The 23,005-nt window shown below is 69.4% G+C and carries 23 protein-coding genes; 8 read left to right on the top strand and 15 right to left on the bottom strand.

Going from position 1 to position 23,005, the window contains the following annotated elements:
• Positions 1-43 precede the first annotated feature (43 nt).
• From ACSFBE_RS15750 to ACSFBE_RS15720, 7 genes are read right to left on the bottom strand one after another with little or no spacing between them, the layout of a single operon-like run.
• Positions 44-595: a DUF3299 domain-containing protein gene (locus ACSFBE_RS15750; protein WP_435491334.1), complete on the bottom strand. Its 552-nt coding sequence runs from the start codon at positions 593-595 to the stop codon at positions 44-46.
• A gap of 29 nt (positions 596-624) precedes the next feature.
• The gene (locus ACSFBE_RS15745) at positions 625-1,884 is read right to left on the bottom strand and encodes an ABC transporter permease (protein WP_435491333.1); all 1,260 of its coding nucleotides are present in this window, start codon (positions 1,882-1,884) and stop codon (positions 625-627) included.
• A complete protein-coding gene (locus ACSFBE_RS15740; protein ID WP_435491332.1) occupies positions 1,881-2,615 on the bottom strand; it encodes an ABC transporter ATP-binding protein in 735 nt (244 codons plus the stop codon). The genes ACSFBE_RS15745 and ACSFBE_RS15740 overlap by 4 nt, the downstream gene beginning before the upstream one ends.
• Positions 2,590-3,138, bottom strand: a complete 549-nt coding sequence (locus ACSFBE_RS15735) for a ZrgA family zinc uptake protein (RefSeq protein WP_435491331.1) — start codon at positions 3,136-3,138, stop codon at positions 2,590-2,592. The genes ACSFBE_RS15740 and ACSFBE_RS15735 overlap by 26 nt, the downstream gene beginning before the upstream one ends.
• On the bottom strand, positions 3,135-4,043 hold the full coding sequence (locus ACSFBE_RS15730) for a sulfurtransferase (RefSeq protein WP_435491330.1): 909 nt from the start codon (positions 4,041-4,043) through the stop codon (positions 3,135-3,137). The genes ACSFBE_RS15735 and ACSFBE_RS15730 overlap by 4 nt, the downstream gene beginning before the upstream one ends.
• Positions 4,044-4,065: 22 nt before the next feature.
• Positions 4,066-4,998, bottom strand: a complete 933-nt coding sequence (locus ACSFBE_RS15725) for a DMT family transporter (protein WP_435491329.1) — start codon at positions 4,996-4,998, stop codon at positions 4,066-4,068.
• A 22-nt stretch (positions 4,999-5,020) separates the two neighbouring features.
• The gene (locus ACSFBE_RS15720) at positions 5,021-6,157 is read right to left on the bottom strand and encodes an aromatic ring-hydroxylating oxygenase subunit alpha (protein WP_435491328.1); all 1,137 of its coding nucleotides are present in this window, start codon (positions 6,155-6,157) and stop codon (positions 5,021-5,023) included.
• Positions 6,158-6,330: 173 nt separating this feature from the next.
• On the opposite strand from ACSFBE_RS15720, the gene xseB reads away from it, so the two are divergent.
• The 4 genes from xseB (at position 6,331) to ACSFBE_RS15700 (ending at position 10,590) form a co-directional block, all read left to right on the top strand.
• Positions 6,331-6,600 carry an exodeoxyribonuclease VII small subunit gene (gene xseB / locus ACSFBE_RS15715; protein WP_435491327.1) on the top strand — a complete coding sequence of 90 codons (270 nt, stop codon included), beginning with the start codon at positions 6,331-6,333 and terminating at the stop codon, positions 6,598-6,600.
• Positions 6,597-7,517 (top strand): polyprenyl synthetase family protein, encoded by a 921-nt coding sequence (locus tag ACSFBE_RS15710; protein WP_435491326.1) that lies wholly within the window; start codon positions 6,597-6,599, stop codon positions 7,515-7,517. Before xseB ends, ACSFBE_RS15710 begins: the two co-directional genes overlap by 4 nt.
• A 10-nt stretch (positions 7,518-7,527) precedes the next feature.
• Entirely contained in the window at positions 7,528-9,390 is a 1,863-nt protein-coding gene (dxs, locus tag ACSFBE_RS15705) for a 1-deoxy-D-xylulose-5-phosphate synthase (protein ID WP_435491325.1), read from the top strand.
• Positions 9,391-9,507: 117 nt separating this feature from the next.
• Positions 9,508-10,590, top strand: a complete 1,083-nt coding sequence (locus ACSFBE_RS15700; protein ID WP_435491324.1) for a TRAP transporter substrate-binding protein — start codon at positions 9,508-9,510, stop codon at positions 10,588-10,590.
• A gap of 70 nt (positions 10,591-10,660) precedes the next feature.
• Here the strand turns inward: ACSFBE_RS15700 and ACSFBE_RS15695 are convergent, their stop codons facing one another.
• The 3 genes from ACSFBE_RS15695 to ACSFBE_RS15685 form a co-directional block, all read right to left on the bottom strand.
• Positions 10,661-11,131 carry a hypothetical protein gene (locus tag ACSFBE_RS15695; protein WP_435491323.1) on the bottom strand — a complete coding sequence of 157 codons (471 nt, stop codon included), beginning with the start codon at positions 11,129-11,131 and terminating at the stop codon, positions 10,661-10,663.
• Positions 11,132-11,137: 6 nt separating this feature from the next.
• Positions 11,138-12,679, bottom strand: coding sequence for a TRAP transporter large permease (locus ACSFBE_RS15690; protein WP_435491322.1), 1,542 nt, complete (start codon positions 12,677-12,679; stop codon positions 11,138-11,140).
• Positions 12,680-12,853: 174 nt separating this feature from the next.
• The gene (locus ACSFBE_RS15685) at positions 12,854-13,393 is read right to left on the bottom strand and encodes a TRAP transporter small permease subunit (protein WP_435491321.1); all 540 of its coding nucleotides are present in this window, start codon (positions 13,391-13,393) and stop codon (positions 12,854-12,856) included.
• 133 nt (positions 13,394-13,526) lie between these two features.
• Here ACSFBE_RS15685 and ACSFBE_RS15680 point away from each other — a divergent pair, with 133 nt between their 5' ends.
• On the top strand, positions 13,527-14,792 hold the full coding sequence (locus ACSFBE_RS15680) for an SUMF1/EgtB/PvdO family nonheme iron enzyme (RefSeq protein WP_435491320.1): 1,266 nt from the start codon (positions 13,527-13,529) through the stop codon (positions 14,790-14,792).
• A 10-nt stretch (positions 14,793-14,802) separates the two neighbouring features.
• Here the strand turns inward: ACSFBE_RS15680 and modC are convergent, their stop codons facing one another.
• Genes modC through modA form a run of 3 tightly spaced genes read right to left on the bottom strand, consistent with a single transcriptional unit; the run spans position 14,803 to position 17,352 of the window.
• Complete coding sequence (modC, locus tag ACSFBE_RS15675; protein ID WP_435491319.1) at positions 14,803-15,897, bottom strand: molybdenum ABC transporter ATP-binding protein; 1,095 nt, start codon at positions 15,895-15,897, stop codon at positions 14,803-14,805.
• Positions 15,894-16,568: a molybdate ABC transporter permease subunit gene (gene modB / locus ACSFBE_RS15670; protein ID WP_435491318.1), complete on the bottom strand. Its 675-nt coding sequence runs from the start codon at positions 16,566-16,568 to the stop codon at positions 15,894-15,896. The genes modC and modB overlap by 4 nt, the downstream gene beginning before the upstream one ends.
• Before the next feature lie 13 nt (positions 16,569-16,581).
• Positions 16,582-17,352: a molybdate ABC transporter substrate-binding protein gene (gene modA, locus ACSFBE_RS15665; RefSeq protein WP_435491317.1), complete on the bottom strand. Its 771-nt coding sequence runs from the start codon at positions 17,350-17,352 to the stop codon at positions 16,582-16,584.
• A 74-nt stretch (positions 17,353-17,426) separates the two neighbouring features.
• Here modA and ACSFBE_RS15660 point away from each other — a divergent pair, with 74 nt between their 5' ends.
• Positions 17,427-18,209 carry a TOBE domain-containing protein gene (locus ACSFBE_RS15660; RefSeq protein ID WP_435491316.1) on the top strand — a complete coding sequence of 261 codons (783 nt, stop codon included), beginning with the start codon at positions 17,427-17,429 and terminating at the stop codon, positions 18,207-18,209.
• Here ACSFBE_RS15660 and ACSFBE_RS15655 read toward each other — a convergent pair.
• Entirely contained in the window at positions 18,133-19,245 is a 1,113-nt protein-coding gene (locus ACSFBE_RS15655) for a formylglycine-generating enzyme family protein (protein WP_435491315.1), read from the bottom strand. The genes ACSFBE_RS15660 and ACSFBE_RS15655 overlap by 77 nt on opposite strands.
• Before the next feature lie 158 nt (positions 19,246-19,403).
• Here ACSFBE_RS15655 and ACSFBE_RS15650 point away from each other — a divergent pair, with 158 nt between their 5' ends.
• Together ACSFBE_RS15650 and ACSFBE_RS15645 are read left to right on the top strand one after the other, a co-directional pair.
• Positions 19,404-20,387 (top strand): aldo/keto reductase, encoded by a 984-nt coding sequence (locus tag ACSFBE_RS15650; protein WP_435491314.1) that lies wholly within the window; start codon positions 19,404-19,406, stop codon positions 20,385-20,387.
• 102 nt (positions 20,388-20,489) lie between these two features.
• Complete coding sequence (locus ACSFBE_RS15645) at positions 20,490-21,791, top strand: UDP-N-acetylglucosamine 1-carboxyvinyltransferase (protein ID WP_435491313.1); 1,302 nt, start codon at positions 20,490-20,492, stop codon at positions 21,789-21,791.
• On the opposite strand, the gene ACSFBE_RS15640 is transcribed toward ACSFBE_RS15645, so the two are convergent.
• The gene (locus ACSFBE_RS15640) at positions 21,788-22,915 is read right to left on the bottom strand and encodes a helix-turn-helix domain-containing protein (RefSeq protein ID WP_435491312.1); all 1,128 of its coding nucleotides are present in this window, start codon (positions 22,913-22,915) and stop codon (positions 21,788-21,790) included. The genes ACSFBE_RS15645 and ACSFBE_RS15640 overlap by 4 nt on opposite strands.
• Positions 22,916-23,005: the final 90 nt, after the last annotated feature.

Raw genomic sequence — 23,005 nt, 5'->3', positions numbered from 1 at the left:
GCTCTGGCTCTTCGCGCGGGGTGGGGTCCCGAAGGGACGCGGACTACTTCGCCGACGCAGGAGCGGTGTAGGCCGTCACGCTCTGAGCGTCCAGCCGGTAGCCGGCAACGCCCATCCCGGAATGGCTGCGGGCGGCCTTGAGCGTGCCGACCACCCACACCGCGTCCATGGAGCGGAACTTGGCCGCCTTTGACGGATGCACATGCAGGATCTGGTTGGCCGGCGGTGGCGGCGTGTGGATGCAGGCGCCGAAGTAGGGCACCAGCAGGAACTCGGTGATCTCGCCGGCCTTCTTTTGCTCCAGCGGCACGATGTAGCCGGGGATCTTCACCTGGGCGCCGTCCATCGCGGGGTTGACCGGCGCGTTGTCGAAGGCGGCCTGCATCTTCTTCATCAGCGCCGCGGCGCGCGGGTCGCCGTCCTTCAACTGGCCGGGGTCGGTGGCGCCGATCTCCTTCATCGGGTCCCAGTCCTTGGGCACCAGGTCGTCCCAGGTGATCTCGCGCACTGCACCTGGTCCGACGGCGATGGCGTTTCCAAGCATGGCGCTGCCGATGGCGGCGAGCACGACGTGGCGACGGCGAAGGGAGTTCATGGTCGTTCCTTGCAGGGTGGTGCAGAGCGTCACAGACGCGGCGAGAGCCCGTCGGCCAGCGACAGGCGGTAGGCGCGCAGGGCGGGCAGCAGGCTGGCGGCCCAGCCGGCCAGGAGCAGGGCCCCGACCAGCAGGCCTTCGTTTGCGGTGGGGGCCGAGAGCGCCAGCGTCAGCCCGAAGTGTGCCTGCAGCCACGGCGACAGCAGCACGATGACTACGGCCGTGGCGCTGGCGCCGAGCACCACGCCGGCCAGCGTGACCAGCGCGCCTTCGATGGCCAGCAGCGCCAGCACATGGCGCAGCATGGCACCGGCCGCGCGCAGCACGGCGAGCTCGCGGCGGCGCTGGTCGAGGCCGGCGAGCACCACCGCCACCAGGCCGGCCAGGCTCACCAGCGCGACCAGGGCCGACATCAGCAGCAGCGCGTTCTCGCCGACGCCGATCACGTCCCACAGCTCGTCGAGCGCGACGCCGGGCAGCACCGCCATCAGCGGCTCGCCGCTGTAGGTCGACACCCATCGCTGCACGCCGAACACGGCGGCGCGGTTCTTCAGGCCGACCAGCGCGGCCGTCACGTTCTTCGGCGTGAGGTCCATCTGGCTCAGCTTCGCCACCGGCACGCGCAGGCCCGGCATCGGCGCACCGCCGCGCCAGTCGAGGTGGATCGCTTCCATCGCCTGCAGGCCGATGTGCACCGTGCGGTCGACCGGCGTGCCGGTGCGCGCGAGGATGCCCACCACCGTGAAGGGCTTGTCGGCATGCTCGGCCACGAGCTCGCCGGTGCCGTGCGCCAGCGTGATGCGCTGGCCCACGCGGTAGCCCAGCCGCTCGGCCACGTCGGCACCGATGACGGCGTCGAACAGCGCGTCGAAGGGTTGGCCTTCGCGCAGCACCAGCGCTTGATGGTCGCCGTAGTGGAAGTGCGCGAAGTAATCCGGCGTGGTCGCGAGCACCGCGAAGCCGCGGTGCGAATCGCCCAGCGACAGTGGCACCACCCAGTCGACGCCCTCGTGCGCCTGCAGCGCCTGCACGCTCTGCCAGGCGATGTTGTTGGTCGCCGAGCCGATGCGGAACACCGAATACAGCAGCAACTGCGTCGAGCCGGTGCGCGCACCGACGATCAGGTCGGTGCCCGAGACGGCCGACGAGAAGCTCTCGCGCAGCTGCGTGCGGATGCGTTCGACGCCCAGCAGCAGCACCGTCGACAGCGCGATCGACAGCACCGTCAGCACCAGCGTGAAGCGGCGGTTCCAGGCGCTGCGCCAGGCGATGGAAAAGAGGGCGGTCACGGCGACGCTCCGTCTTGCGCGCGGTTGATGTCCGGCAGCCGCAGCTCGCGCCCGAAGCGCGCGGCTAGGCGGCGGTCGTGGCTCACGAAGACCAGAGCGCTGTGGTGTGCGGCGCAGGCGGCCAGCAGCACGTCGAGGAAGGCGTCGCGATGCGCCTCGTCGAGCGCCGAGGTCGGCTCGTCGGCGATCACCAACTCGGGCCGGCCGATGAGCGCGCGCGCCGCGGCCACGCGCTGCTGCTGGCCGACCGACAGCTTCATCGCCGGCCGGCGCCACAGCGCGCGCTCGAGCCCCATGCCGTCGAGCAGTGCCTCGGCCTGCGCATGCGGCGAGCCTTCCTGCGCCGCCTGCGCGCGGCGGCGGGGCGAGAAGCGGCAGGGCAGCAGCACGTTGTCGAGCACGCTGAGGTACGGCAGAAGATTGAACTGCTGGAAGATGTAGCCGACGTGCGCCACGCGGCAGCGGTCGCGTGCCGCACCCGAGAGCGCCGCCCAATCGTGCCCCAGCAGCGTCACGCGGCCGGCATCGGCCACCAGCACGCCGGCCATGAGCGACAGCAGGGTGCTCTTGCCGCAGCCGCTCGGGCCGTGAAGGAACAGGGTTTCGCCGGCGGCGACGTCCAGCCGCTCGATGTCGATGCAAGGCGTGGCGCCGGGCCAGCCGAAGCGCAGGCCCTCGAGGGCCAGGACGCTGTTCACCGCCGCATTACTTGCCCCAGGCGATGCGCGCATTGGGCCGCTTGAGCGTACGTTTGAACTGGCCTTGCGGCGCGGCGATCTGCACCTCGATCTGGCGTGGGCCCTTGAAGGCGGTGAACAGGCCGACGTCGATGAACTTGGCGGCGGCTGCGCTGGCGCAGTTGAAGGCGAAGGTCGCGTCCAGGTCGGCATGGCCGGCGGTCGGTGCGCCCGCGGGCGTCGCGCCCAGGCCCAGCACCGGTGCGCGCAGTTCGACCGGGCCCAGCTTGCAGTTGCCGGCCGGATCGATGGCGAAGAGCGTGTCGGCCGCGCGCAGTTTGGCCACGGCTTCGTCGACCGCCTTCTTCTCGTCGTCGCTGCGCGGCGCGCGCTCGAAGCCGACGAAGTTGTCGAGTGGGGATTCCATCGTGACGACGACCGTCGGGCCGTCGACCACCACGTCGAGCTTGATCTGGCCGTGCACATGGGCCTGCTGCGATTGCGCCTGCAGCGCGAAGGGGGCCGCGACGAGCGCGGCGGAAGCGAGAAGACGGAAGAGGAAGCGTCCGCGAATCATGGTTCTGCGCCTTGCCGGGTCGGCAGCCCCGGCGTGTTGCTCCATTCGCTCCAGCTGCCGGCATAGAGCGCGGTCGGCCCGAGGCCCGCGATTTCCATGGCGAGCAGGTTCGGCACGGCGCTGACGCCGCTGCCGCACTGGTGGACGACCGTCGAGGGATCGCGTCCGGCCAGCAAGTGTTCGAATTCGGCGCGCAACTGCGCCGCGGGCTTGAACTTGCCGTCCGGGCCGATGTTCTCGGCGAAGGGGCGGTTCAAGGCCCCAGGGATGTGACCTGCGATCGGGTCCAGAGGTTCCACCTCGCCGCGATAACGTGCACCGGCGCGTGCGTCGATCAGCGTCTGGTCAGGCTGGCCCAGATGCGCGACGACATCGCGCGTGACGCGCAGCGCGGCGCGCGGGGTCGAGGGCACGAAGTTGGACTGGAAGTGTGCCGGCTCGTCGCCCTGCGCCACGGCGCCGCTCGCGGCCTGCCAGGCCTGCAGGCCGCCGTCGAGCACGGCCACGGCGTCGTGACCCATCCACTTCAGCATCCACCACAGGCGGCCGCAGTAATTGGCCCCGTTGCGGTCGTAGACCACGGCCTGCATGTCGTTCGCGAAGCCGACACTCGACAGCCAGGCGGCGAACTTCTCGCGGCTGGGCAGCGGGTGGCGCCCGCCCGAGGCGGGCTCGCCGTCTTCGTGCGCGACCACCACGGCGCCGTCCTTGCCGGGGCGGCCGTGCGCGGCGCTCAGGTCGGTGTCGAGGTTGGCGTACACCGCGCCGGCGATGTGCAGGTCGCGGTACTGCGCCGCGCCGGCCTCGGGTTTCATCAGGTCGAAGCTGCAGTCGAACACCATGCGCGGCGCACCGGATGCCTCCAGCGCCTTGAGTTGTTCGGTGGAGATCAGGGTGCCGTACATGAGGGTTCCTTGAAGGTGGACGTCAGTGTTCTTCGGCCGGCGCCTTGGGCAGCGACCGTTGCCGCAGGAAGGTGGCGGCGATGCCGCTCGCGATGATGAGCGCCATGCCGCCCCAGCCCATCGCGTCGATGCGGTCGTCGAACAGCACCACACCGTAGAACGCGGCGAAGATGATGCCCGAGTACTGCAGGCTGGCCACCAGCAGCGTGCCGCTTTCCGACTTGGCCGTGGCGTAGGCACGCGTCATGCACAGCTGGCCGCCGGCGGCGAGCACGCCCACCGGCAGGAGCCAGGCGGCGTGGCCCCAGGTCCATTGCTCCCAGGGCGTGAAGCCGGTGATCGCGGTCGCCACGGCGCCGGCCACGGCCGAGCCCACGGCGAAGTAGAAGACGGTGCGGGCCTCGGGCTCGCCGGCGCGGGACAGCGCCACCACCTGCATGTAGGCAAAGGCCGCAGTGAGCCCCGACAACATGCCCATCAGCCCGGCGAAGCCCTGGTTGCCGTTGACGCTCGGCTTCAGCATCAGGACGACCCCCGCGAAGCCGGCGAGCACCGTGAGGATCAACGGCCCCTGCAGCGGCGGCCGCGGCACCGTGCCGTCGCGCCCCGGCACCGGCACCCAGGCGAGCAGCGCGCCGCCGATGAGGAAGGCCGCGATCCACACGCTGCTCATGTAGTTGAGGGTGACGGCGGTCGCCAGCGGCAGGTGCGCGATGGCGTAGAACCAGGCGCCGAGCGACACCACGCCGATGAGGCTGCGCCAGGCGTGCATGGCGGGGTAGCGCGTGCCCAGCGAGACGCCCCGGCTGCGCGCGAACATCCAGAGAAAGACGATGCCGATCAGACCGCGGTAGAGCACCAGCTCGGCGCTGGTGAACCAGGCCGATGCGTACTTCACGCACAGGCCCATGGTCGCGAACAGCAGGGCGCCCAGCACCATCCAGAGCGATTGCATCAGCGGCCCGCTCTCGGCGCGGTCAAGCCCGCATGGCGGTGCGGTACCACTCGTGGAACTGCTGCATGCCGTCTTCCATCGGGCTCTGGTACGGCCCGGTCTCGTTGTCGCCGCGCAGCATCAGCGCGCGGCGGCCGGCGTCCATGCGCTCGGCGATCTCGTCGTCTTCCACGCAGGTCTCCATGTAGGCGGCCTGCTGCGCCTCGACGAATTCGCGCTCGAAGGCGACGATCTCCTCGGGGTAGAAGAATTCGACCATGTTGAGTGTCTTGGTCGGGCTGATGGGGTGGAGCGTCGACACCGTGAGCACGTGCGGGTACCACTCGACCATCACGTGCGGGTAGTAGGTGAGCCAGATCGCACCGTACTTCGGCGGCTTGCCGTCGCGGTACTTCAGCAGCTGCTCCTGCCACTTCTGGTAGACCGGACTGCCCGCGCGGCCCAGGCGGTTGGCCACGCCCACCGTCTGCACCGAGAAGTTGTCCTTGAATTCCCAGCGCAGGTCGTCGCAGGTCACAAAACTGCCGAGGCCGGGGTGGAAGGGGCCGACGTGGTAGTCCTCGAGGTAGACCTCGATGAAGGTCTTCCAGTTGTAGTTGCACTCGTGCAGCTCGACGCGGTCCAGCGCGTAGCCGGCGAAGTCGAGGTCGGCGCGCGGTCCCAGGCCGGCCAGGTCGGCCGCCACATTGCGGCCGCTGCCGTCGCGGTTCTTCTCGAACAGCAGGCCGTTCCACTCTTCCAGCGGGTAGTTGTGCAGGTTGAGGCAGGGGTCCTGCGCGAAATGGGGGGCACCAATGAGCGTGCCGGTGGTGCGCGGGTCTGCCGCCGCATAGGTCCAGCGGTGCAGCGGGCAGACGATGTTGCCGCCGCTGCCGTTGTCGAGCTGCCCGCGGCCCTGCAGGATCACCGCCTGGCGATGCCGGCAGACATTGGAGATCAGTTCGACGCCCTTGGGTGTGTGCACCAGCGCGCGGCCCTCGTGTTCCTGCGGCAGCGTGTGGAAATTGCCGGGCTCCGGCACGGCCAGCCGATGGCCCACGTAGCGTGGCCCGTTGGCGAAAAGCGTCTGCAGCTCGCGGGCATAGAGCGCCTCGTCGAAGTACGCGGAAACCGGGAGTTGGCTCTGGGCCTGCTGCAGTTGAAGACTTAAATCAGACATGGGTGACCTGACCAAGCTCCCCACAGGGAGAAAAGGGAAACGGGCTTGGTCCGCGAAGTGCGGCGCCGCGAAAGAACATCGCCGGCGGGCGCCGGCGTGGAGGAGGGTCGATTGTACCCGGGCCCTTTTCCATGCGTCCTAAAATGCCTTGTTTCACCCACGACTCCTGCTGCATGCCCAAGGCGCCTTCCTCTCCCACGCCCTCCCTCCTGGCGGACACCCCCGACACCGGTGCGCTGCCCCCGAGCTACGAAGCGGGGCTTCAGGAGCTCGAACGGCTGGTGAACGAACTCGAATCCGGCCAGATGCCGCTCGACCAGCTGCTCGGCAGCTATCAGCGCGGCGCGGCCCTGCTGAACTTCTGCCGCGACAAGCTGCAGGCGGTCGAAGACCAGATCAAGGTGCTCGACGCGGGCAGTCTCAAGGCGTGGTCGGCCGAATGACGGCCGCGCACTCGGCAGCCCGCTGGGACGCGGCGCGCCTGGCGGCCTGGAGCGGGCCGCACCTGGCGGCGGTCGAAGCCGCCCTGTCGCGCTGGGTCGGTATCGACGCCCCGGTGCAGCTCGGCGATGCGATGCGCTATGCGGTGCTCGACGGTGGCAAGCGCCTGCGGCCGCTGCTGGTGCTGGCCGCCAGCGAAGCGGTGCACGGCCATCCGGCGGCGGCGTTGCGCGCGGCCTGCGCCACCGAACTCATCCACGCCTATTCGCTGGTGCATGACGATCTGCCCTGCATGGACAACGACGTCCTGCGGCGCGGCAAGCCCACGGTGCATGTGCAGTTCGGCGAGGCCGATGCGCTGCTGGCCGGCGATGCGCTGCAGGCGCTGGCCTTCGAACTGCTCACGCCCGACGACTGCGACATCACGTCCACCGTGCAGGCCCGGCTGTGCCGGCTGCTGGCCCGTGCCGCCGGCAGCCAGGGCATGGCCGGCGGCCAGGCGATCGACCTCGCCAGCGTCGGCGTGGCACTGAACGAAACGCAACTGCGCGAGATGCACCGCCTGAAGACCGGCGCGCTGCTGCAGGGCAGCGTCGAGATGGGCGCGGCCTGCGCGGCGGAAGTCGCGCCGGATGCGCTCGCCGCACTGCGCGGCTACGGCGCCGCGCTCGGGCTGGCCTTTCAGATCGTCGACGACATCCTCGACGTCACCGCCGATTCGCAGACGCTCGGCAAGACCGCCGGCAAGGACGCGGCCGCCGACAAACCCACCTACGTGTCGCTGCTCGGGCTCGAAGGGGCTCGCGCCCAGGCGGCTCAGCTGCTCGGCGAGTCTCTCGAAGCGCTCGACCGCAGCGGCCTGGACGACACCCGGGCGCTGCGCGCGCTGGCAACCATGGTCGTGGACCGCGACCGATAACAACACATCCATGGCCGAGCTGCTTTCCACCATCCACGATCCTTCGGTCCTGCGCCAGTTCGACCGCACCCAACTCAAGCAACTGGCCGACGAGGTGCGCGCCTGCGTGCTGCACAACGTGTCGCGCACCGGCGGCCACCTGAGCTCCAACCTCGGCACGGTCGAACTGACGGTCGCGCTGCACCACGTCTTCCACACGCCGCACGACCGTCTGGTGTGGGACGTGGGCCACCAGACCTATCCGCACAAGATCCTGACCGGTCGACGCGAGCGCATGCCCACGCTGCGCCAGCTCGGCGGCATCTCCGGCTTTCCGCAACGGGCCGAGAGCGAGTACGACACCTTCGGCACGGCGCATTCGTCGACCAGCATCTCGGCGGCCCTCGGCATGGCCATGGCGGCCAAGCAGAAGGGCGAAGACCGGCATGCCGTGGCCATCATCGGCGACGGCGCGATGACGGCCGGCATGGCCTTCGAGGCGCTCAACAACGCAGGCGTGTCGGACTGCAAGCTGCTGGTCATCCTGAACGACAACGACATGTCGATCAGCCCGCCCGTGGGCGCGCTCAACCGCTACCTCGCGCAGCTGATGAGCGGCAACTTCTACGCCGCCGCGAAGAACGTGGGCAAGAGCGTGCTGCGCGCCGCGCCGCCGCTGTTCGAACTGGCCAAGCGCTTCGAGCAGCATGCCAAGGGCATGGTGGTGCCGGCCACGCTGTTCGAGCAGTTCGGCTTCAACTACGTCGGCCCCATCGACGGCCACGACATCGATTCGCTGGTGCCGACGCTCGAGAACCTCAAGCAGCTCGACGGCCCGCAGTTCCTGCACGTCGTGACCAAGAAGGGCCAGGGCTACAAGCTGGCCGAGGCCGACCCGGTGGCCTACCACGGGCCGGGCAAGTTCGACCCGGCGGTGGGCCTCGTCAAGTCCACGGCGGTGGCCAGGCAGACCTTCACGCAGGTGTTCGGGCAGTGGCTGTGCGACATGGCCGCGCAGGACGGCCGCCTGGTCGGCATCACGCCGGCCATGCGCGAAGGCTCGGGTCTGGTGGAGTTTCAGCAGAAGTTCCCGTCGCGCTACCACGACGTCGGCATCGCCGAGCAGCATGCCGTGACCTTCGCGGCTGGCTTGGCCTGCGAAGGCCTCAAGCCGGTGGTCGCGATCTACTCGACCTTCCTGCAGCGCGCCTACGACCAGCTGATCCACGACGTCGCCATCCAGAAGCTGCCGGTGGTCTTCGCGCTCGACCGCGCGGGCCTGGTGGGTGCCGACGGCGCGACGCATGCGGGCGCCTACGACATCCCCTTCGTGCGCTGCATCCCGAACATGAGCATCGCCTGCCCGGCCGACGAAGCCGAATGCCGTGCGCTGCTCACCACGGCCTACGAGCAGGACCATCCGGTGACGGTGCGCTACCCGCGCGGCGCCGGGGCCGGCATTACGCCGCACCTCACGCTCGATGGCCTGCCCTTCGGCAAGGGCGAAGTGCGGCGGCAGGGCACGCGCATCGCGATCCTGGCCTTCGGCACGTTGTTGTATCCGGCGCTCCAGGCCGCCGAATCGCTGGGCGCCACGGTCGTCAACATGCGCTGGGTCAAGCCGCTCGACGTCGAACTGCTGCTGCAGGTCGCCGCCGCGCACGAGGCCTTGGTCACGGTCGAGGAAGGTGCCGTCATGGGCGGCGCGGGCAGCGCGGTGCTCGAGGCACTTCAGGCGGCGGGCGTGGTCAGGCCGGTGCTGCAATTGGGCCTGCCCGACCAGTTCGTCGAGCATGGCGATCCGGCCAAGCTGCTGGCCGGCGTGGGGCTCGATGCCGAGGGCATCGCGCAGTCCATCACGGCGCGCTTCGGTGCGATGGATTCCGCAGGGTAAACCCCCAACGGCCGCTCTGTAAGCACTTCTTACAATCGCGGGCGACCCACAAGGTCTTCAACTCAACGCGGCGAGGCCGCGTTTTGTTTTTTCCCCTTTGCAATCGGAGTGAAATCAATGGATCGTCGTTCCCTTATCAAGAATGCTGGCATCGCCGGCGTCCTCGCTGCAGGCATCGCGCCCGCAGTCCATGCGCAGGCCGCTGTTCGCTGGCGTCTGGCTTCCAGCTTTCCGAAGCCGCTTGACACGATCTACGGCGGCGCCGAAGTTTTCTCCAATGCAGTCAAGGCCATGTCGGGCGGCAAGTTCGAGATCTCGGTGCATGCGGCTGGCGAACTGATGCCGGCCTTCGGCGTGGTCGACGGTGTGCAGCAGGGTTCGGTCGAGGCCTGCCACACGGTGCCTTACTACTTCTACGGCAAGAACCCAGCCTTCGCGCTCGGTTCGGCCATTCCGTTCGGCATGAACGCGCGCCAGATGAACGCGTGGATGATGCACGGCAACGGCCGCAAGCTGATGGACGAGTTCTACGGCACCTACGGGATGGTGAGCTTCAACGGCGGCAACACCGGCACGCAGATGGGCGGCTGGTTCCGCAAGGAAATCAAGACCCCGGCCGACCTCAAGGGCCTGAAGATGCGCCTCGGCGGCGGCTTGGTGGGCGACGTGATGACCAAGATGGGCGTGGTGCCGCAAAGCATTCCGGGCGGTGAGATCTACCAGGCGCTGGAAAAGGGCACGATCGACGCGGCCGAATGGGTCGGCCCGTACGACGACCAGAAGCTCGGCTTCAACAAGGTCGCGCCGCACTACTACTACCCGGGCTGGTGGGAAGGCGGGCCCGAGGTCGACTTCTTCATCAACAAGAAGGCTTTCGACGCCTTGTCGCCCGAGAACAAGGCCATCGTCGCGGCCGCGTCGGCCCAGGCCTCGCAGGACATGCTGGCCAAGTACGACGCCCGCAACCCCACTGCGCTCAAGCAACTGATCGGCGCCAAGACCAAGCTGCTGCCTTTCAGCAAGGAAATCCTCGACGCATCGTTCAAGGCTTCCCAGCAGGTCTACGAAGAGAACGGCGCCAAGAGCCCCGAGTGGAAGAAGATCTACGCCGACTTCCAGGTTTTCCAGCGCGACCAGGTGGCGTGGTTCCGTGTGGCTGAAGGCCGCTTCGACAGCTACATGCAATCCGTGAAGCTCTGAGCTTCAAGGGCACTCGTGAAAAAACCGCGCGCTGCGCGGTTTTCTCATGGGCGCTGGCACGGGGGCGCGATCAGAGTCTGCGTGCCTGTTTGAGTTCGGCCACCAGGCGCTCGAACTCGGCGATGAGTTCCGGCGTGGCCGCATAGAACACCGCGAACTTGCCGACCAACGTGCGCACGTAGAGCCGCGGCGCAATCAGCCAGTCGAGCCCGCGCACGCGGATCAGCTTGCCGAAGGCGAGGTCGTCGAGTGCCATGTGCTTGTCCCAGATCCAGCGCTGGTGCAGGCCCTGGCGGTCGATGCGGGTGCGGCTGGTCATGATGTGGAACCAGGTCCAGCCCATCAGCGCGATGCCGGCGAGAAACCAGCCGAGGCCGCCGGTCTTGGCGGTGCCCAGCGCGCCCACCGACCAGAGCTGTGCCAGCCAGAAGGCGCAGCCGCCCACGATCACGGTGGCCAGCAGCTTGAAGGGCAGCGAGAACGCCTGGCCTTCGACCGCGTCGCCCTGCGACGGTTCGAAACGAAACGGTGCCGGACCCAAAAGCGCCTACTTCTTCTCGGGTTCGGTGCCGGTCGCACCGGGAGCGGCCGGGGTCTCTTCCTTGGGCGGATCGCCAAAGGGATTCTCGCCACCGTCGCTGTTGCTGCTTGCGCCGGAACTCGATCCCATGTCGTCCGCCGGCACCTCGATCTGCACCTTGTCGGTGTCGATCGTCTGTTCCTTGGGCAGGAACATCGTCACCGTTTGAGGCACGAAGATCACGATCGCGACCAGGATCAGCTGCATCAGCACCCAGGGGATCGCGCCCATGTAGATGTCGTTCGACAACACCGGTTTGGCGATCCGTTTCTCCTTGAACAGCGTGTCAGCTATGCCTCGCAAATAGAACAGCGCAAAGCCGAACGGCGGGTGCATGAAGCTGGTTTGCATGTTCACGCACAGCAGCACGCCGAACCACACCAAGTCGATGCCGAGCTTGGCCGCCACCGGGCCCAGCATCGGCAGGATGATGAAGGCGATCTCGAAGAAGTCGAGGAAGAAGGCCAGGAAGAAGATGAACAGGTTGACGACGATCAGGAAGCCGATCTGCCCACCCGGCAGGCCCGTCAGCAGGTGCTCGACCCACTTGGCACCGTCCACGCCCTGGAACACCAGCGAGAACACGCGCGCGCCGATCAGGATGAACACCACCATGGCGGTGAGCCGCATGGTGCCGACCATGGCTTCCCAGACCAGTGTCGGCGTCAGCCGCTTGTGGATCGCCGCGAGGATCAGTGCGCCGACCACGCCCATGGCGCCGGCTTCGGTCGGCGTGGCGATCGCGGTGTCGATGCCCGGCAGGCCACCCATGGAGCCCAGCACCGCGAAGATCAGGATGGCCGATGGAATGATGCCGCGCAGGCATTTGGCCCACAGCTTGGCGCCGCTGAGCGTGCGGGCCGTCTTGGGAATGCCCGGAACGTGGTGTGGCTTGATGACGCCGAGCATGAAGGTGTAGCCCGCGAAGATCAGCACCTGAAGGATCGACGGGCCCCAGGCGCCGCGGTACATGTCGCCGACCGAGCGGCCCAGCTGGTCGGCCATGACGATCAGCACCAGCGAAGGCGGCACCAGCTGCGTGATGGTGCCCGAGGCCGCCAGCACGCCGGTGGCATAGCGCATGTTGTAGCCATAGCGGATCATCACCGGCAGCGAGATCAGCGCCATCGCGATCACCTGGCCGGCCACCGTGCCGGTGATGGCGCCGAGGATGAAGCCCACGATGATCACCGAGTAGCCGAGACCGCCCTTCACGGTGCCGAACAACTGGCCCATCGAGTCGAGCATGTCTTCGGCGAGCCCGCACTTTTCGAGGATGGCGCCCATGAAGGTAAAGAACGGGATCGCCAGCAACAGGTCGTTCGACAGGATGCCGAAGATGTTGATCGGCAGGTTCTCCATGAACACCGCCGGGAACCAGCCCATCTGGATCGCGAAGAAGCCGGAGGCCATGCCCAGCGCGGCCAGCGAGAACGCCACCGGGAAGCCGATCAACATGATCAGCACCAGCCCGCCGAACATGATCGGCGCAAAGTTTTCCATCTGCATATCTGTGCTGTCCTCTAGTTCTAGTTGTTCGCTGCGCTACCCGTCACTTGCAAGGCAAGCGAAGCAATGCCCGTTCGGAAAACACCGCGGAACCGGCTTCGCCGGGCCGCTGGGGTTGCCCCCTTGAGGGGGAGGCGGCTACACGAAGTGAGCCGCTTCGGGGGTGGGTCCAGTTCACTGCACCGGCTTTTCGTAGTGCGTGTCCATCGAGATCAGGCCCATCAGGTAGGCGATGCGCTTGATCACTTCCGACACGCCCTGCAGGAACATCAAGGCAAAGCCCAGCGGCAGCAGCATCATGGCCGGCCAGCGGATCAGGCCGCCCGAATTGTTCGACATTTCGCCGGACAGCAGCATGCTGTAGAAGAGCGGCCAGCTGAGCCAGGCGATGATGCCCATCACCGGCAGCAGAAAGCAGAGCAGCCCGAACAGATCCACATACACCGGCCCATGGCCCTTGAGCTTGCCGTAGATGATGTCCACGCGCACATGCTCGTTGAGCTTGAGCACCACCGGCGCGCCCAGCATGACCGTGGCGGCGAACAGGTACCACTGGATTTCGAGCCAGGCGTTGGAACTGTTGTTGAGGCCGAAGCGCACGAAGGCGTTGCCCGCGGAAATCAGTGCGGCGGCCATCACCGTGAACGCGGCAACCTTGCCGAGCTGCGTGCTGATCCAGTCCATCCAGAGCGAAAACTTGAGTAGTGCAGACAAGGGGGCTCCCGACCAGGTGACGAAAATGTGCAGCCCCACGGGCCCTTGGCACAAAGCCCGCAATGGTAACGCCGCCATGCTGCGCGGCTCCTGACCTGTGTCGGGGGGTTTCCCTGAGCACCATAATGAAGCGATGGCTGCGCCGCTTTTCCTGCCGCAATCGATCGATTCGCCCGACATGCGCCAGGCCGGCCGCGAACTGCTCTCGCTGGCGCTGATCGACGCGCGCAACCACACGCTGCACCTGCTCTCGCTCTACGAAGATGCCGAAGATGCCATCGGCTCGGCTGCGCTGCCGGTCGTGCGTGGCGAGGGCGTGCTGCTGCCGCCCTGGCTGGCCGGCCACGTCGGCTGGTTCTCCGAATGGTGGATCGCGCGCAACACGCAGCGGGCCTTCGGCATCGACTGTCCGGTGCGGCCGACGCGCCTGGCGTCGATCGAACCGCATGCGGACGACTGGTGGTCGCTGCCACCGACGCCCGGCACCCCGTCGCCCGATGCCGAGGCCACCCGTGCCTATCTGCTCGAAACGCTGGAGTGCACGCTCGACCTGCTCGAGCGTGCCGCCGAGACTGAGGCCGGGCTCTATTTCTACCGCCTCGCGCTGTTCCACGAAGACCGGTACGGCGAGGCGCTGGTCGTGACGGCCCAGACGCTCGGCCTGCCGATCGGCGTCGAGTCGCCGCTCGCCGCCGTGCCGCGCGAGCCCTTGCTGCTGCCGGCCACGCGCTGGACGCTCGGCCGGCCCGAAGGCCAGGGCGGCTTCGGCTTCGCGCAGGACAGCGGCACGCTGGTGGTCGACGTGCCCGCCTTCGAGATCGACGCGCAGCCGGTGAGCTGGCAGCAGTTCGCCGAGTTCGTCGACGACGGCGGCTACGACCGCAGCGAGCTGTGGCTGCCCGGCGGCCAGGCCTGGTTGGCGGCCCAGGTCGAGGGCCGCCGCGCGCCGCGCCACATCGAGCAGATCGGCGCCAGCCGGCGTGGGCAGGGCGGCGCCATCCTGCAGCGCCGTTTCGGCCGCGTGGTGCAGGCCGCCGGCCACCAGCCCGCGGTGCACCTGAGCTGGTGGGAGGCCGACGCCTGGGCGCGTTGGGCCGGTCGGCGCATCGCCACCGAGGTCGAATGGGAGATCGCCGCCCACGCGGGTGCGCACCGCGGCTTTCGCTGGGGTGCGCTGCACGAATGGACGGCCGGCACCTTGCGCCCCTGGCCCGGCTACCGGCCCGACCCGTGGAGCGCCGGCACCGACTTCGATCCGGCGCCGGCCTTCGGGCAGGCGCGGGTGCTGCGCGGCGCCTCGTTCGCCACCCGCGCGCGGCTGCGCTCGCCGCGTGCGCGCGGCTTTGCACGGCCCGAACGCGACGACGGCTTCTTCGGCTTTCGGACCTGCGCGCTCTGAGTGCCTCGGCTCAATCGAGGATCGCCACGCCCTTGACCTGCGCGTGCACCTGGCTGCCCGGTGCCAGGGCCAGCGCATCGCGCGACTTGCGGGTGATGCGCGCCAGCAGCCGTGCCTGACCGACCGCCAGGCCGACCATGGTCTGTGCGGGTCCGTCGTCGGCCAGTTCGACCACCGTCGCCGGCAGGATGTTGAGCACGCTGCTGCGGCTCTGCGCGCCCAGCGTGAGGCTGACGTCGCGCGCCTGGATGCGCACCCGCACCCGGCGCCCGACCGCACTGCCGTCGTGCGGCAGCCAGAGCGTTCCGCCGTCGAAGGCGACCTGTGCCAGGCCGTAGAGCGGGTCGTGGCCGACCACGGTGGCGGCGATCACCGATGCGGCCACATCGCCGTGCGCGAGCGGCAGGTCGAGCCGGGTCAACAGCTGCTCGACCGGCCCGCTCGCCAGCACGCGGCCGCCTTCCATCAGCACCAGATGATCGGCCAGCCGCGCGATCTCCTCCGGCGCGTGGCTCACATAGAGCACCGGGATGTCGAGCTCGGCGTGCAGCCGCTCGAGGTAGGGCAGGATCTCGCGCTTGCGCTGCTGATCGAGCGAGGCGAGCGGTTCGTCCATCAGCAGCAGCCGCGGGCTGGTCGCCAGCGCCCGCGCGATGCCCACGCGTTGCCGCTCGCCGCCCGAGAGCGTGTCCGGGCGGCGCGCAAGCAGCGGGCCGAGGCCCAGCAGGTCCACCGCCTGCTCGAGCGACACACGACGCGCCGCAGCGTCGACCCGCTTCATGCCGAAGGCGATGTTGCGCTGCACGTCCAGGTGCGGGAACAGGCGGGTTTCCTGGAACACGTAGCCCAGCGCACGTCGGTGCGTCGGCAGGCTGCCAACGCCTTCTTCTTGCCAGACCTCGCCATTGACCACCACGCGGCCCGCCGGCACCGCCACCAGCCCGGCGATCGCGCGCAGGCAGGTGGTCTTGCCGCAGCCCGAGGGGCCCGACAGCGCGCTCACGCCCCGGCCGGGCAGGTCGAGGTCGACGTCCAGGTCGAAGCCGCCGGGGTAGGCCAGCTGCAGCCGCGCCTGCACGCCGCCGGTGCTCGCTCGCGTCGTCATCGGCGTTGCCCGGTCGGGTTGAGCGCGTACAGCGCCAGCAGCACGGCGAACGAGAACAGCACCATGCCGGCGGCAAGCCAGTGTGCCTGCGCGTACTCGAGTGCCTCCACATGGTCGTAGATCAGCACCGACACCACGCGCGTGCGCTCGGGGATGTTGCCGCCGATCATCAGCACCACGCCGAACTCGCCGACGGTGTGGGCAAAGCCCATCACGATGGCGGTCAGATAGCCCGGCTTCGCCAGCGGGAGGGCCACGCTGAAGAAGCTGTCGAGCGGGGAAGCGCGCAGCGTCGCGGCCGCTTCGAGCACCGGGTCGCCGATGGCTTCGAACGCGTTTTGAAGGGGCTGCACCACGAAGGGCAGCGAATACACCACCGAGCCGGCCACCAGGCCCGCGAAGGTGAAGGGCAGCAGGCCCAGGCCGAGCCACTGCGTGAACTGGCCGATCGGCCCGGTCGGGCCCATCGTCACCAGGAAGTAGAAGCCGATCACGGTCGGCGGCAGCACGATCGGCAACGCCACCAACGCGCCGACTGCTCCCTTCCAGGCCGAGCGCGTGCGCGCCAGCCACCACGCCAGCGGCGTGCCCAGAACCAGCAGGATCGCGGTCGTGAGGGCCGCGAGCTTGAGGGTGAGCGCAATGGCGCCGAGCGTGGAGGCGAACGCCATCGTGCGGCCCGCGTCAGACCTCGTAGCCGAACGCGCGGATCACGGCCTTGGCGGCGTCCGAGCGCAGGAAGGTCATCAATGCGGTGGCCGCGGCGTTGTCCTTGCCGCGCGCGAGCAGCACCGCATCCTGCCGGATCGGCGCATGCAGCGCGGCCGGCACCACCCAGGCCGAGCCGCTCTTGACCTTGCCGTTCTCCCACACCTGCGACAGCGCGACGAAGCCGAGTTCGGCATTGCCGCTGGCCACGAAGGTGTAGGTCTGGCCGATGCTCTCGCCCTGCACCAACTTCGGCTGCAGCGACGCCAGCAGGCCCAGCTTCGTCATCGTCTCGAGCGCGGCCGCGCCATAAGGTGCCAGCTTGGGCGAGGCCAGAGCGATGTGCTTGAAGTCGCCGCGCCGGAGTACGGCGCCCTCGGCATCGACCCGGCCCGGGTCGGCCGACCACAGGGCAAGCCGGCCGGTCGCATAGGTGAAGCGGCTGCCGGCGACGGTGGCGTTGTCGCTGTCGAGCCGCGCCGGCGTTTCGTCGTCGGCAGCCAGGAACACGTCGAAGGGCGCACCGCTTTTGATCTGCGCGTAGAACTTGCCGGTGGCGCCGGACGCCAGCACCACGCGGTGGCCGGTCGCCTTCTCGAAGTCGGCCGCGATGGCCTGCATCGGCGCGGCGAAGTTGGCGGCCACCGCGACCTGAACCTCGGCCGCGCTGGCCACCGGCGAGAGACACAGCACCGGCAACGCGGCGATGGCGGTGAGAAGAAGGCGGGCGGTGCGGGGCAGGGTCATGGCATCGATGGCGCGGAAGCGCTATTCATGAAAGGAATAGCGCTGCAGTGTAGCGCGGGCGGCACAATCCCCCGATGCCCAGCCCCCGATTCATCGACGCCCTCGGCCACGGCGCCAGCGACAAGCGCATCGACATCCTGCGCGGCATCGCGTCCACCGGCAGCATCTCGCAGGCCGCGCGTGAGGCCGGCGTGAGCTACAAGGCTGCGTGGCAGGCCATCGACACGCTGACTAACCTGGCAGGCGTACCGCTGGTCGAACGCGCCGTCGGTGGCGCGGGCGGGGGCGGCGCCTTGCTCACGGCGCACGGTGGCCATCTGCTGGAGCTGGCCGACGCACTCGACGCCGCACGGCGCGAAGTGCATGCGCGCTGGTCCGCCGGCGGTGCCGAAGCCGGCGCCCAGGCCGACGCCACCATCGCGCGGCTGGCGGTGCGCACCAGCATGCGCAACCAGCTGCCGGCGACGATCGACACGATCGAGGCCACCGGCCGCACGGTGCGCGTGCGGATGCACCTGGGCGCCAGCAACGCCATCGCGGCGCGCATCACGCAGGAGAGCGCCGAACTGCTGGGCCTGCAGGTGGGCATGGCCGTGATCGCGCTGTGCAAGGCGACCGCGGTGCGCGTGGAGCGCTTCGATGCGGCGGCGCCAGCCCGGCGTGGCGCGACGGGCAACCGGCTGGAGGGGCGCGTCGGCCGGGCCTTGCGCGGCGAGGGCGGCGACGAGATCGCCGTCACGCTCGACGGCGGCCTGCAACTCGTCGGCTTCGCCCCCCCCGTCAGCGGCCTGCGGGTTCGGCAGCGGGCCGCGGTGGCGCTGGACGAATCGGCGCTGGTGGTCGCGCTGCCGGGCTGAGGTGCGCTAGGGCAGCGGCCTCGTCGACCGACAGCTCGCGCAGCAGGCGGAAGCCCAGCAGCGTGTAGCGCGTCTCCGGCGAATTCCAGTTGCGGAAAGACGAGCGCGCATAGAAGGCCCAGGTGTGCCACGAGCCGCCGCGGCGCACCCGCACGCTGCCCTCGGCCGGCCCCGGCGGATCGTCCACCGGCGAGCGCGCGTAGTAGTCGTCGGCATGCCAGTCGGCGCACCATTCCCACACGTTGCCGTGCATGTCGTAGAGGCCGAAGGCATTCGGTGCGAAGCGGCCGACCGGTGCGGTGAATGCATGGCCGTCATGGCCCTGGAGTGCATAGGCCAGCCAGCGTGGCCAGTTCACCGCCGCATCGGCATCGAACACGTTGCCCGTCTGCAGCAGGGTCTCCGGCGCGTCGCCGCCGTGGAATCGGCTGCGGCTTCCCGCGCGTGCGGCGTACTCCCACTCGGCCTCGGTCGGCAGGCGGTAGGTCGCGCCTTCCTGCTGCGTCAGCCAGCGGGCCATGGCGACCGCGTCGTTCCAGCTCACGTTGACCACCGGATGGTCGTCGCTTTGCGCAAAGCCGGGGTTGCGCCAGGCGTACTTCGGGTCGCGTCCCTCGAAGGCATCGCCGCGCGCCGAGGTGGCCGGGTCGTAGGCCGGGTTGAAGCCGTAGCCGCCGGTGCCGTCGGCCACCGATTCGGGCACGTGGCCCGAAGCCTCGAGGAAGCGGCGGAACTGCCCGACCGTCACTTCATGCCGCCCGATCCAGAAGGCCCGCGTGATCCGCACGCGGTGTACCGGCGACTCGTCGCCGAGTTGCGCGAAGCGGGCCGGGTCGTAGGCCGGAAAGGCCTGTGCCAGCACCTGTGGGGCTTCGTCGCTGCCCATGAGGAACTCGCCGGCCGGGATGCGCACGAGTTGCAGGCCCAGCGAATCGGTCCGAACTTCCGGGGCCGGCGGACTGGCGCATGCGCCCAGCCACAGGCAGGCTGCCAGCAGCGAGGGCGAAAAGCAGCGGGCGGTGCGGCGAGCGTGCATGCGGGGCTCCGGAGAGGGGGCAAACGCTGCGCAGTCTAGGGCAGGGCGCACGGTGCCAGACACCGCGCGATTCGGGGCTTGACTTCGAGTGCACTTCCACTTCGAGAATGCACCCACCATGCGGCCGAGCAGGCCGCGAAACCCCTGGAGAAAGCAGCATGAAGCAACGTTCCATCGGCGGCAGCGGCCTCGTCGTCGGCGCCCTCGGCCTCGGATGCATGGGCATGTCGGAGTTCTACGGCAGCACCGACGACACCCAGTCCCTGGCCACGCTCGCGCATGCCTTCGCACGCGGCGTGACGCTGTTCGACACCGCCGACGCCTACGGCTTCGGTCACAACGAGGAACTGCTCGGCCGCTTCCTGAAGGGCAAGCGCGAGCGCGTCACCATTGCCACCAAGTTCGGGCTGGTGCGCAAGCCGGGCAGCTACGAGCGGCGGGTCGACAACTCACCCGCCTACATCCGCTCGGCGTGCGAGGCCTCGCTCCGCCGGCTGGGCACCGAGACGATCGACCTCTACTACGCGCACCGCCTCAACCTCGAGACCCCGCTGGAAGATTCCGTCGGCGCCCTGGCCGACCTGGTGAAGGCAGGCAAGGTCCGCGCCATCGGCCTGTCGGAGGTGTCGCCCGACACGCTGCGCCGCGCCGCGGCGATCCACCCGATCGCGGCGGTGCAGAGCGAGTATTCGCTCTGGACGCGCGACCCCGAGCAGGGCGTGCTGCAGGCCTGCCGCGAGGTCGGTGCCGCCTTCTGCGCCTACAGCCCGCTGGGGCGCGGCTTCCTCACCGGGCAGGTGCGCACGGACAGTCTCGACGAGAAGGACTTCCGCCGCCAGAACCCCCGCTTCGCCGACGAGCACCAGGCGCAGAACCAGCGCATCGTCGACACGGTGAAGGCCATCGCCCAAGAGAAGGCCGGCACGCCGGCGCAGCTGGCGCTCGCCTGGCTGCTGGCGCAGGGCGAGGACGTGATACCGATCCCCGGCACCAAGCGCATCCGCTACCTCGACGAGAACCTCGGCGCGCTCGATTTGGCGCTGACGGCGGACGAACTGGCGCGCATCGCCGCGGCGCTGCCGATCGGCGTGGCGGCGGGCGGGCGCTACACCGAGGAAGGCATGAAGGGACTGAACGCCTGAAGGGCGCGGGCGGCGCGCCGAGGGCGGCGGTACAGTGGCGGCCGTTCTTCCCCCCAGTCTTCCCCCCGTCCTCCTCCCGACGCGCCTGCAGCGCCCTTCATCATGTCCAACCTCATCGTGCACGGCGGCCTGCCGCTGCGTGGCCGCATCGACCCCTCGGCCAACAAGAACGCCGTGCTGCCGGTGCTCTGCGCCACCTTGCTCAGCAGCGAGCCGCTGCGGCTGTTGGGCGTGCCGGACATCACCGACGTGCGCAAGATCCTCGACATCTTCCGCACTCTCGGCAGCGACGTGCGGATGGACCATGCCAGCGGCACGCTCGACCTGCACCACCGCGCCACCCGCTTCGACGCCGCGCGCCACCGGCTGCCGGAGGAGATGCGCTCGTCCATCATGCTGGTGCCGCCGCTGCTCGCGCGCTTCGGCGTCGCCCGGCTGGAGGACAACGTCAAGGGCTGCACGCTGGGCGTGCGCGAGATCGATCCGCATGTGGAGGTGTTCCGCCATTTCGGCAGCGAGGTCGAGCGCGCCGAGGGCTCGCTGATGGTGCGCTGCGGCGGCCGGCTGCGGCCGAACGACCACTGGCTCGACTACGCCTCGGTCACCACCACCGAGAACTTCGTGCTGTGCGCGGCGAGTGCCGACGGAAGCTCGACGCTGACCAATGCCGCCTGCGAGCCGCATGTGCAGGAGTTCTGCCGCTTCATGACGCTGATCGGCGTGCGCATCGACGGCATCGGCACCTCGCGCCTCACGGTGCACGGCGGCGGCGTGCTGCGCGGCGGCGAGTTCCGCTTCGACGAAGACTTCCACGAGATCACGACCTTCCTTGCCCTGGGTGCCATCACCGGCGGCGACGTGGTGGTGCGCAACACGGCGCCGCAGAACTTCCCGCTGATCGACCGCACCTTCGCCAAGTTCGGCGTCCAGATCACGCACGAGGGCGGCTGGTCGCACGCGCGGCGCACCGGGCCGCTGAAGGTGCAGACGCCCTTCACCAGCAACGTGCTGACCAAGGTCGAGGCCGCGCCCTGGCCCTACTTCCCGGTCGACCTGCTGCCGATCTTCATCGCGCTGGGCGTGCGGGCCGAAGGCAATGCGATGTTCTGGAACAAGGTGTACGACGGTGCGCTGGGCTGGACCGGCGAGCTCTCGAAGTTCGGCGCCCATGTGTTCTCGGCCGATCCGCACCGGCTGGTGACCTTCGGCGGCATGCCGCTCTCGCCGGCGGTGGTCGAGAGCCCCTACATCATCCGCGTGGCGATCGCGCTCTTCATGGTCGCCGCCAGCATCGAAGGCCGTTCGGAGATCCGCAACGCGGCGCCGATCCGGCGCGCCCACCCGGGCTTCGTCGAGAACCTGCGCAGCCTCGGCGCGCAGGTGGAATGGACCCCCGAGGACTAACGGCCGCGGGGAGCCAGCTTTCGGTACACCGTCGCACGGCTGATGCCCAGCGTCCGAGCCGCCTCGGCGACGTTGCCGCGCGCGTCGTCCACCGCCTTGCGGATCAGTGCCGCCTCCACCTCGCGCAGCCGCGGCCGCTGGGCAGGGGTCGGCAGCACCGGGGCCGTACCGGCCCGTTGCGGCCAGGCCTGCAGCCGCAGGCCGGACCAGAGCGGCACGTCGATCGGCTCGCCGCGGCGTGCCGCGTCCCACAGCATGTCGGCCGGTAGCGCGAACAGCTCGCTCGCATGGCAGGCCGCCGCACCGGGCTCGCGGCCGCGCGCGAGCGGCAGTTGCAGCATCTGGCGCGCGGTTCCGTTGCCGGCGACCACGCGGCCGTCGGCGTCGAGGCCGAGCAGGCCGTCGCCGTCATCGCCGCCCGGGCAGCCGGGCCAGTTCAGACGCAACAGCAGCGCATGCGGCTGCGCCCGCACCAGCGCGTTCTCGATGCCGCGGGCCGACAGCATCGCCAGGTGCCGCAGCTCCGGCCGCTCGACCACCTGCACGCCGGTCAGGTCGAGCATGCCGACGCAGTCGCCCTGCGGGCCGAACAGCGGGGCGCCGGCGCAGCTGTACATGCCGGCGTCGTCGAAGAAATGCTCCGCGCGGTGCAGCCACACCGGCGCCTGCTCGGCCAGCACGGCACCGATGGCGGTGGTGCCGACCGCGCGCTCCGACAGGTCGACGCCGACGCGGCCGATGTCGCGGGCGCGGCGCACCGCTTCGTCGCTGCCACCGGGCAGCGTGCCGACATCGATCACGATGCCGTCGGCGTCGGTCAGGATGGCGAAGTAGCGGGTGTCCGCGATGGCGCGCGTCAGCCGCTCGAGCACCGGCCGGGCGGCGCCGATCAGTGCCCGGTGCCGTTCGCTCGCATCGCGTGTCGCCGTGCGGGCCACCGTGTTGAAGCTCACCGGCTGCTGCGGCCGCTGACCGGCGGCCAGGCAGCGCTGCCACGAGCGCACGAGCCACGGCTCTGCCTGCACCGCAGCGACGCCGGCCGCGCCGTCGATGCAGGCGCGCCGCGCCCGGGCAATGGACAGCGTGCGGGGGCCGTCGGCGGTCGGCGGGTGGACGATGATCATGGGAGGCGGGAGGGCGGTGAGAGTCGCACGCAGGATGCGCGCTGTTCCATTTTGAGAATTTCGAAGCGGGGCTGCAAGCGTCTAGGGTTT

The sequence above is a fragment of the Variovorax sucrosi genome (assembly GCF_051216635.1).
In the GTDB taxonomy this organism is placed as follows: domain Bacteria; phylum Pseudomonadota; class Gammaproteobacteria; order Burkholderiales; family Burkholderiaceae_C; genus Variovorax.
This window is presented reverse-complemented; position numbering and strand designations above follow the sequence as displayed.